This is a genomic window from Christiangramia sabulilitoris (genome assembly GCF_007050985.1).
Taxonomy (GTDB): domain Bacteria; phylum Bacteroidota; class Bacteroidia; order Flavobacteriales; family Flavobacteriaceae; genus Christiangramia; species Christiangramia sabulilitoris.
In genome coordinates this window covers 1-10,409 of record NZ_VHSF01000007.1, presented here as the reverse complement: position 1 = coordinate 10,409, position 10,409 = coordinate 1, and the positions used below count along the sequence as shown (strand labels likewise).

Here is a 10,409-nt window from a genome sequence, read left to right as displayed (position 1 = left end):
AAATTTGAGTGGACCTGATCCTAGTACGAGAGGACCGGATTGGACGAACCTCTGGTGTATCTGTTGTTCCGCCAGGAGCACTGCAGAGTAGCTACGTTCGGAAGGGATAAGCGCTGAAAGCATATAAGCGCGAAACCCACCACAAGATGAGATTTCTTTAAAGGACCGTGGGAGACTACCACGTTGATAGGCTACAGGTGTAAAGGCAGTAATGTCATAGCCGAGTAGTACTAATACTCCGTAAAGCTTGATGCGCGATGGCTCTGAGGCCGCAAAACCTCAGAGCCGCCAAATGCTTATGTTATAATTGCATTACAGCGTTCTTCTTATTTTTTGTTTCTTAAGTATGTCAAAGATATTAGTCCCGATCAAGTCGGGACAGTTTTAAGCTCGAAGCTTATAACTTACCTTTTAAGGTGGCTATAGCAACGGGGCTCACCTCTTCCCATCCCGAACAGAGTAGTTAAGCCCGTTAGCGCAGATGGTACTGCTGTATTGTGGGAGAGTATGTCGCCGCCTTCTTTTTGAAAACCCCTTCAGATCTCTGAAGGGGTTTTTTTATACCCATAACTCAAACCCCCGTGATCACCAGATGCCGGGGGTTTTTTATACCCATAACCGAATTCGTACATAAGATGAAGGGTTTTTTGTTTCGAATGCAAGATCCAGAGATCAAATCTAATAGGAGACAATATATACTTGGGAGAACAAGTAAAGCCAGTTAGCGTCTCGTCTTGAAGCATCGGGATCGGGAGTACTGCTGTATGGTGAGAGAGCCAGGCCTGTCCTGAGCACAGCCGAAGGATCGCCGCCTTCTTTTTGAAAACCCCTTCAGATCTCTGAAGGGGTTTTTTTATACCCATAAATGAAACCCTCCATCTAAGATGAAGGTTTTTTTGTTCCCTAATACCAGATCCAGAGATCGATCCTGATCCCAAGCGTTATCTATTCCCGGTAAAGTAAGTAAAGCCAGTTAGCGTCCCGTCCCGAAACGGTGGGATCGGGAGTACTACTGTGTCGTGGGAGAGCCCGGCCTGTCCTGAGCCAGGCTGAAAGATCGCTTTCCTGCCTAGCTGTTGGGAAAGGCAGGTAAGCTTCATATAGAGAACCCTGCATAGGGGGAGATTTCAGCAATTTTGGGGAATAATTCCACAATTATCGTTTCTGTCAATTAGCTGACAGGTCATTAAACTTTTAATAGTGTATTTAGCCGGGGTATCAGCGGTTCATACTCAGTATTTTAACAATTGTGCGTAAGAAAATGGCTATAAAATTAATGGAATGTATTGAATATGGCTCAGACTTTGCATTTCTAAATGAGTATTAACCCAACCATCGTTAAACAACATTGGGTTAATTGAATTAAAAATTAATCAACATAAAAATTAATTAAACTATGCTAATTAAAAATCTAACTAAGTTAAGTCTGTTATTAGGTTTAGTATTATTCATTTCCTGTTCAGAAGATGATTCTCTTGAGAATCCCGGTAATGGAGAAAATTCCACGGCAGTTTACCTAACAGATGCACCGGTAGATCAGGCCAATGTCGAAGCTGTTTTTGTTACAGTTTCTGAAGTAAGGGTCAATGGTAAGGCTATCGAAGGTTTTAATAAGACCACTATCCAGCTTAGCAGCCTTACTAAGGGACGAACTGAGTTACTAGGTAATCTTAACCTTAAATCTGGTACAACTTCAAATATAAGCCTGGTTCTGGCCGATACAGATGCTACTGGGAATGGACCCGGGAATTATGTAGTTCTTAACGGAGGTGCTAAACAAAAGCTATCTGGTGCTACTGAAATTAATATTAAGGACCAGGTTGAGATCGTGAATGATGCACGTAATGAGATCATCATAGATTTCGATTTGCGTAAAACTGTAAAGCAGGAAGGAGATAATTTTTCATTTGTTTCTAAAACTCAATTAGAGAATAATCTTAGAACCGTAAACAAGTTAAATGCCGGTGCAGTAAAAGGAAAGGCAGATAATATGTCTGAGGCGAATGGAGAAGTAGTCGTAGCCTACGCTTATAAAAAGGGTACTTTCAGCAATTCTGAAAGTAATGCGAATAATGACGGAATCAACTTCGCCAACGCTGTGAGTAGTTCTGTAGTAACCAGTTCTAACGGGGAATTTGAAATTCACTTTTTAGAAGAAGGTGATTACGAATTACATTTTGCATCCTACTCGGACAACGATCAGGATGGTAAACTTGAATTTACCGGAATGGTAGAGGCCAGCGCAATAAGCAGTCTGGATCTCACCGGATTTAGAGTTGAATCTAATTCTGAAGTTAATATCCAGGTTTCCTTTACCGGTCTTTTAGGATTATAATTTAGAATAAGCCAGAAATTAAGAGCCCCTGCCTAATTGCAGGGGCTTTTTTTATGGTGTAGGCAGATCTCCTTCTCCCTTAATAGGAAGCTTTGATCTTCCCATGAGATAGGTATCCACGTGGTGGGCAGCTTCGCGACCTTCAGAGATCGCCCAAACGATCAAAGACTGTCCCCGGCGCATATCCCCGGCCACAAATATGTTCTTCACATTAGTACGGTAATTAGTGCCGCCTTTAATATTTGTTCTGTCATCTTTCTCCAGGCCTAATTTCTCACTTAATGTCTTTTCAGGACCGGTAAATCCAAGAGATAACAGCGCCAGGTCACATGGCCATTCTTTTTCTGTACCGGGAACCTCCTTCAACTCCGGCCGCTGGCCTGGTCTTTTTAGCCATTCTACCTGAACCGTTTTTAAAGCTTTTAATTTTCCTTCAGCATCTTTTATAAATTCTTTCGTCTGTATGCTCCAGTTTCTTTCCACACCTTCTTCATGAGAAGAACTGGTCTTTAAGGTAAAGGGCCAGTATGGCCATGGGTTTTCAGAAGATCTCTTTTCGGGAGGCAGGGGCATGATCTCAAAATTTGTTACAGATTTAGCTCCGTGCCTGTTGGAAGTTCCCACGCAATCTGAACCGGTATCTCCACCGCCAATCACGATAACATCTTTTCCATTTGCACTGAATCTTTCTTCTACTACATGAAGGCCATCCACGGCTTCGTTATTATGTTTAAGGAATTCCATTGCCTGGACCACGCCTTCAGCATCAGATCCTGGAATAGGTAAATTCCTTTTTTCGGTTGCACCACCGCAAAGTACGACCGCATCAAAATTCTTCAGTTCTTCCACCGAATAATTTTTACCAACTTCTGTCTCTGTCCTGAATTTTATGCCTTCTTGCGTCATTTGGTCAAGGCGGCGATCAATAATATGTTTTTCCATTTTAAAATCAGGGATCCCATATCTTAGCAGGCCACCTATTTTCGAGTCACGTTCAAAGACAGTAACTGTATGTCCCGCTCTGTTGAGTTGCTGTGCTGCGGCCAAACCTGCAGGGCCAGATCCTATTACCGCAACTTTTTTACCGGTTCTGTGCGCAGGTGGTTCGGGTTTGATCCAGCCTTCCTTAAAACCTCGTTCCACGATATATTTCTCTATCATCTCTATGGCCACCGGCGGCTGAATGATGCCTAGTACACAGGCAGATTCACAGGGAGCGGGACACAATCTTCCCGTAAACTCCGGGAAATTATTGGTCGCATGTAAGATCTTCAGAGCTTTTTGCCATTCGTTTCTATAAACGGCATCATTAAAATCAGGGATCAGGTTGCCTAAGGGGCAGCCGCTATGACAAAATGGGATTCCGCAGTCCATACAGCGCCCGCCCTGCTTTTGTAATTCTTCAGATTTATACTCAATATGGAATTCCTTATAGTTCTGGATCCGTTCTTCCGGTTTTATATTTTCTTCTTCCTTGCGTTCGTATTCTAAAAATCCTCTTAATTCACCCATTCTTATACTGTTTTAAGGTCTGCCTCTTCTAGTTTATTCGTTTCTTCTTCCATTTTCTCCAGCGCCCGCTTATATTCTGTAGGCATGATCTTTATAAATCCCTTTGAGCTGTTCTCCCAATCGTTCAGAATATCTTTTGCAACTTCACTTTCTGTGTATTGATAATGGTTAACTATCAATTCCTGCAGTTCCTGAAGATTTTCTTCGGAAGGAGCTTCCAGCTCGATCATTTCCATATTAAAGTTATTCCGGTCCATCTCGTTGCCCGGATCAAAAATATAAGCCGTTCCACCGCTCATTCCGGCAGCAAAGTTCCGGCCTGTTTTACCCAGGATAACGGCTGTACCACCGGTCATATACTCACAGCCGTGGTCACCGATTCCTTCTATCACAGCTTTGGCTCCGGAATTTCGTACGCAGAATCTTTCTCCGCCAATTCCGTTAATATAAGCTTCCCCGTTGGTAGCACCGTAAAGCGCGACATTCCCAATGATGATATTCTCATTGCTCTTAAAGGTCGCGGTTTTAGGTTTTCTGATGGAGAGGATCGCCCCGGAAAGTCCTTTTCCGAAGTAATCATTGGAATTACCTTCGATATTAAGATTCAATCCTCTTGCGGCAAAGGCACCAAAACTCTGTCCCGCAGATCCCGTAAAATTAAGGGTCAGGGTGTTCTTGGGAAGGCCTTTGGCCCCATGTATCTTGGAGATCTCATTGCTGATTATGGTTCCCGTGGTCCTGTTGGTATTGCTAATAGGATAGCTGAGAGTAACTGGTTCCTTGCGATAGATGGCCGGATGCGCCTTGCTCAGGATCTCGAAATCCAGTACGCCTTCTATATTATGTAATTGCTTTTCGGTATTCGCCAGTGGAACTCCGGGTTTTATATTTGGCTTGAACAGGATATTAGAAAGGTCTATTCCCTGGGCCTTGTAATGCTTGATCGCTTTCTTGGTATCTAGTTTCTGGCATTGCCCAACCATTTCTTCAAGGGTTCTGAATCCCAGTTGCGCCATGATCTCACGCAGTTCCTGGGCTATGAAGTACATGAAATTAATCACATTCTCAGGGGTCCCTTTAAAATTCTTACGAAGTTCGGGGTCCTGGGTAGCGATCCCTACCGGGCAGGTATTCAAATGGCAGGCCCGCATCATAATGCAACCGGTCGCTACCAGTGGAGCGGTGGAGAATCCAAATTCCTCGGCTCCCAGGAGACAGGCGATGGCCACATCACGTCCCGTTTTTAACTGGCCGTCGCATTCCACAACTATCCTGCTCCTAAGATTGTTCAGCAATAAAGTTTGTTGAGCTTCGGCAATTCCAAGTTCCCACGGAAGGCCGGCATGTCTTAAGGAGGTTAGGGGAGAAGCCCCGGTACCCCCGTCATATCCGGAAATTAATACCACATCTGCTTTGGCCTTGGCCACCCCGGCCGCGATGGTTCCTACACCAACTTTTGAAACCAGTTTCACATTGATACGGGCTTCCCGGTTGGCATTTTTAAGGTCAAAAATCAGTTGCGCCAGGTCTTCGATGGAGTAAATATCGTGGTGTGGAGGAGGCGAGATCAGGCCTACATAAGGCGTGGAATTTCTGGTTTTCGCGATATCCGGATTTACCTTTGCCCCGGGAAGTTGTCCGCCTTCCCCGGGTTTAGCGCCCTGGGCCATTTTTATTTGTATTTCGCGGGCATTGGTGAGATAGTCTATACTTACACCAAATCTTCCTGAAGCCACCTGTTTGATAGCAGAATTCCTCCAGTTCCCGTCTATATCCTTCTGGAACCGGTCTGCATCCTCGCCACCTTCACCACTGTTACTTTTACCTTTTATACGGTTCATGGCGATGGCCAAATTTTCATGCGCTTCCTTGCTGATGGAACCAAAGGACATGGCCCCGGTTTTGAAGCGTTTTACGATCTCGGTCCACGGTTCTACTTCTTCCAGCGGAATTGGATTAAGATCTTTGAATTTGAACATGCCCCTCAGGGTCATCAGTTTCTCATTCTGCTCATTGATGATATTGGAATATTCAGTATAGGTCTGGTAACTGTTCTGTTTCACCGCCTGTTGAAGTTTGGCAACACTGGCAGGGTTAAAGACATGCCGCTCTCCATTTCTTCTCCAGCGGTAGTCCCCGCCCATCTCCAGGTCGAGATCGGTTTCGGTTTCCGGCGGAAAGAAAGCATGCTGATATCTTTTCTGAATTTCCTTTTCGACCTCATAAAGGCCAATTCCTTCGATCCTGGTGGGGGTATTACAGAAGTATTTATCAACGAATTTCTTATTGAGTCCCAGGATCTCGAAGATCTGGGAGCCACGATAAGAAAGCAGGGTGGAGATCCCGATCTTGTTCATGATCTTAATGATCCCTTTCCCAATGGCGATATTGAAATTCTCCACAGCAACTTCAGCATCTTCTACCTCGATCTCCTTTTTTTCAACGAGGTCATAGATGATCTCATTGACCATATAAGGATTTATTGCGCTGGCGCCATATCCAAATAACGCGGCGAAATGATGCGGTTCCCGGGGTTCTGCAGATTCTATGACGATACCAAAAGATGACCTTCTGTTATGGTCCTTCACCCGGTGATGCACAAACGAACAGGCAAGCAGGGAAGGGATGGGAGCCAGTTCCGGGTTCACATTCCTGTCTGACAATATGATAATATTGCAGCCGTCATCAACGGCATCTTTTATTTCAGTGATCATTTCTTCAAGCCGGTCTTCCAGCCCGTTCATGCCTTTTTCAGCCTCATAAAGCATGGAGATAGACCTGGCTTTAAACCCGGGGTAATCGATATATTTTATCTTATCCAGGTCTTCATTGGAGATCACGGGGTTCTGGATCTTCAGTTTCCTAGCCTGCTCGGGAATGATATTAAACAAATTAAGATCTTCCCCGATAGAGAGGCTTATATCTGTTACAATTTCCTCCCGGATCCCATCTAATGGCGGATTGGTAACTTGGGCGAAAAGCTGTTTAAAGTAATTGAATAAAAGTTGCGGCTTGTCTGATAATACGGCAAGCGGAATATCTGTACCCATAGAACCGATCGCTTCTTTAGCCTTGTCTGCCATGGGGGAGATGATCGTGGTAATATCTTCATAGGTATAGCCAAATAATTTAAGCCTGGTTAGATATGGAATATCCTCTACCGGGGTCTGGTTGCCGGTATATGGTACTTCGGCCAGGGGAAGCAGGTTATCTTTTAACCATTTTCCGTAAGGCCTTTCTGTTACGATCTTTTCCTTAACCTCTTCATCTTCGATGATACGGCCTTTGATCATATCTACCAGGAACATTCTTCCCGGCTCAAGCCGGCCATGCCTTAAAACATTTTCGGGTTTTATATCCAGTACGCCGGTTTCAGAAGACATTACCACGTATCCGTCTTTAGTTACCGTGTACCGGGAAGGTCTCAGGCCATTACGGTCCAGAAGGGCACCAATATAATTTCCATCGGTAAATGGGATGGAAGCCGGCCCGTCCCAGGGTTCCATAATACAGGCATTATATTCGTAAAAGTTCTTTTTATTCTCTTTCATGGAGGGGTTCTTCTCCCATGCTTCAGGAACCATCATCATGATAGCCTCGGGTAAGGACCTGCCGGTTTGCAGTAATATTTCCAAAGCCATATCCATGGAGGCTGAATCTGATTTCCCTTCCCTGATCACCGGGATGATCTTTTTAATATCCTCCCCGAAAATGTCACTTTCAAAAAGCTCTTCTCTCGCTTTCATCCTGCTCAGGTTTCCACGAAGGGTATTGATCTCCCCGTTGTGGCACATATATCTGAAAGGCTGTGCCAGGTCCCAGGTGGGAAAAGTATTGGTGGAAAATCTCTGGTGCACCAGGGCGAGCTTGGTGATCACATCTGGATCATTCAGGTCTTTATAATACTCGTTGATGTCCTGGGGCATCAAAAGACCTTTATATATAATAGTGTTGGTGGAGAGGCTGGAGAAATAAAAATAATCGCTTTGGGCAAGCCCTGAATTTTCGATGGTATGCTCTGCGATCTTGCGGGCAGAAAAGAGTCTGGCATTAAAGACGCGGTCTTCCATATTTTGTGGCCGACCAATAAATACCTGTACTACCGCCGGCTCTACATTGCTGGCCATTTTTCCCAGGCAGGCATGGTTTACCGGAACCTGTCTCCATCCCAGGATAGTTAATTGCTGATTTTCAACCTCTTTTTCAAATATATTTTTACATAAATCTGCCTGATTCGTGTTCTTTGGCAGGAACAACATTCCCACGGCATATTCCCTAATCTCAGGTAGTTCAAAATCGCAAACCTTTTTAAAAAATTCATGGGGTACTTCGATAAGAATTCCTGCCCCGTCCCCGGTCTTTCCATCGGCACTTACCGCTCCCCGGTGTTCCAGTCTAATGAGGATGTCTATGGCATCATGAATGATCTTATTGCTTTTTTCGCCTTTAAGATTACAGATAAAACCTGCACCACAGTTATCCCGTTCATTAAGAGGGGAGTAGAGTCCCTGTTCCTTCATTTTCATATATGTTCATTCTGAATTATCCTTTTAAAGTTATCGAAAAGCAACTTAAAAAGTGAAGGATTAAAGATCTTTAAATCAAGTTTTTAGAATTTGATAATTTGAAGGCTTTAAAATGTGGATATGGAAATTAAAGGCATTTCTAATTATGAAATAAACAATGCGTGAAAATGGATTTTATTATAGGGGGAAAACCCGTAATTTTTGATTTCATTAACAACCTAATAGTTTTTTAATTAATAAAATCCTAAATTTAATCAGTTGATTTTGAGTATATAAGCTTGTGTGATGAATTAACTTATTATCCTGCCCAGATCCAAACCTATTCTATTGAATTATTTTTTTTTGAGATTCTCTCGGGTTAAACCGTTGTGTCCTTGTATAATCAAATAATTCACAAAAAATCACTTCCCCCCGAAGACGGATTACCATTTTGGTAAGTGCCTTGTATTGACAAGGATAGTTTCCCCCCTTCAATTAGGTTTTATAGATTAAACCGTATTAAAAATTTAGTTCGCCCATTCTGCTTTTGAAGGTGAAGCCATGCTATTGGTGCTAACCTTTAAAAAATTAAATTATGAAAGAATTTACAATTAATAAAAAAAGGTTTCTTGAAAATCTTTTTTTTAAATGTATCAGAGCAAAATTTCTGAGAATTATAATTTTCGGAATATTTTTATTTTCTACTAACACATTTGCCCAGACTCAAACAGTAAGAGATTTTTTTAGTTTACCAGCTCCAGCAAGATGTACTTCTAATGATTTGGATATCATAAGTGCAGATCTGGATTTACCAACCTGTGTTTGTACAGATGGACAGACAATTACTGCTGGTTTAACTCTAGGGATTCGGAATAATACTGAATCAAAAAGGGCTTCTTTTTCATTCTGGGCACAATTAACAGTGACAAACCCAGGTGATAATAGTAAAGAATTTTATATGTTGGAAGGTTGTGAAAATGAAATTTTGCCTGGAAATGATTATATAGATCCACCACGAATTAAACTTGCGACCTTTAGCAATTTATTAGTGTATAAATATAATAGTACATCTGGAAAATATGAATTAGTTACTGATAGTAATAATGTTCCAATTCCGGAAATTCCTTATATCTGTGGAACATCATTAGAACTTACCAATATTTATCAGGGGTGGACAGATGCTTCTAAGAATGATAATAGACAATGTGGAGGAATAGATGCTTCCAAAATTAATCCTAAATGTGGAATAATTCCAGTTTTAGGAGTTGGTGTAGGTTTATCTGCTGGTAGCGAAAGCACAGATATAAGCTGTAATGGAGCTGGAGATGGTTCTATGAAGATCACTTTTAGTGGAGGGAAAGCACCATATTATCTGGATTCCGGAGATGGTAATGGATACAGTTCGACCCCTATCGATCTTACCACCCTTCCTCCAGGGCCACCTTACGAAATAACACTATCAAATCTTCAAGGAAGTAATCTAGGAACAACTTATAATTGGAAAATTAAAGATTCTTCAGACCCTATTTGTGAGAAAGGAGATTCAGAAACTTTTACCGATCCAGCGGCCTTGAGTTTGACCTTGAAGTCTACGGATATCAGTTGTAATGGCGCGGGGGATGGAATCATCGCCCTTGATGATACTGCGACTAACAGTTCATTTGATAGTTATAAGCTTTACAAGGTTGGAGAGAATGGTGGTGACGATACAGAAGTAGGAAGTGTGAGCCCTGATGCCACCACTGGTGTCTTTAAGAGTGATATGGGCGCAGGCAGTTATTACATAATCGGTACAGTAGCCTCTGGCAATGGGGTAGATACGTGTACCAAGAAAAGTGATACGGAGACCTTTACCGATCCAGCGGCCTTGAGTTTGACCTTGAAGTCTACGGATATCAGTTGTAATGGCGCGGGAGATGGAATCATCGCCCTTGATGATACTGCGACTAACAGTTCATTTGATAGTTATAAGCTTTACAAGGTTGGAGAGAATGGTGGTGACGATACAGAAGTAGGAAGTGTGAGCCCTGATGCCACCACTGGTGTCTTTAAGAGTG

5 protein-coding genes and 2 rRNA genes are annotated in these 10,409 nt (G+C 42.8%); 4 read left to right on the top strand and 3 right to left on the bottom strand.

Annotation, left to right across the window (positions count from 1 at the left end):
- Nucleotides 1–255: ribosomal RNA gene (locus FGM01_RS14385) — 23S ribosomal RNA — on the top strand; the annotation flags it as partial.
- A 157-nt stretch (nt 256–412) separates the two neighbouring features.
- Nucleotides 413–522, top strand: a 5S ribosomal RNA gene (gene rrf / locus FGM01_RS14380).
- A gap of 423 nt (nt 523–945) precedes the next feature.
- On the opposite strand, the gene FGM01_RS14575 is transcribed toward rrf, so the two are convergent.
- On the bottom strand, nt 946–1,116 hold the full coding sequence (locus FGM01_RS14575; RefSeq protein WP_166435240.1) for a hypothetical protein: 171 nt from the start codon (nt 1,114–1,116) through the stop codon (nt 946–948).
- A gap of 280 nt (nt 1,117–1,396) precedes the next feature.
- Between FGM01_RS14575 and FGM01_RS14375 the strand changes: the two genes are divergently transcribed.
- Entirely contained in the window at nt 1,397–2,335 is a 939-nt protein-coding gene (locus FGM01_RS14375) for a DUF4382 domain-containing protein (protein WP_143411888.1), read from the top strand.
- 51 nt (nt 2,336–2,386) lie between these two features.
- On the opposite strand, the gene FGM01_RS14370 is transcribed toward FGM01_RS14375, so the two are convergent.
- Both FGM01_RS14370 and gltB read right to left on the bottom strand, forming a co-directional pair.
- A complete protein-coding gene (locus FGM01_RS14370; protein WP_143411887.1) occupies nt 2,387–3,847 on the bottom strand; it encodes a glutamate synthase subunit beta in 1,461 nt (486 codons plus the stop codon).
- A 2-nt stretch (nt 3,848–3,849) separates the two neighbouring features.
- Nucleotides 3,850–8,373, bottom strand: a complete 4,524-nt coding sequence (gene gltB / locus FGM01_RS14365) for a glutamate synthase large subunit (RefSeq protein WP_143411886.1) — start codon at nt 8,371–8,373, stop codon at nt 3,850–3,852.
- A gap of 574 nt (nt 8,374–8,947) precedes the next feature.
- Here gltB and FGM01_RS14360 point away from each other — a divergent pair.
- The coding region (locus FGM01_RS14360; RefSeq protein ID WP_143411885.1) for a SprB repeat-containing protein at nt 8,948–10,409 on the top strand (1,462 nt) is incomplete at its 3' end.

Coding starts and splice junctions, on each gene's coding strand:
- FGM01_RS14575 (WP_166435240.1), bottom strand. CDS start 1,116: ATGCAGGGTTCTCTATATGAAGCTTACCTGCCTTTCCCAACAGCTAGG.
- FGM01_RS14375 (WP_143411888.1), top strand. CDS start 1,397: ATGCTAATTAAAAATCTAACTAAGTTAAGTCTGTTATTAGGTTTAGTA.
- FGM01_RS14370 (WP_143411887.1), bottom strand. CDS start 3,847: ATGGGTGAATTAAGAGGATTTTTAGAATACGAACGCAAGGAAGAAGAA.
- gltB (WP_143411886.1), bottom strand. CDS start 8,373: ATGAAAATGAAGGAACAGGGACTCTACTCCCCTCTTAATGAACGGGAT.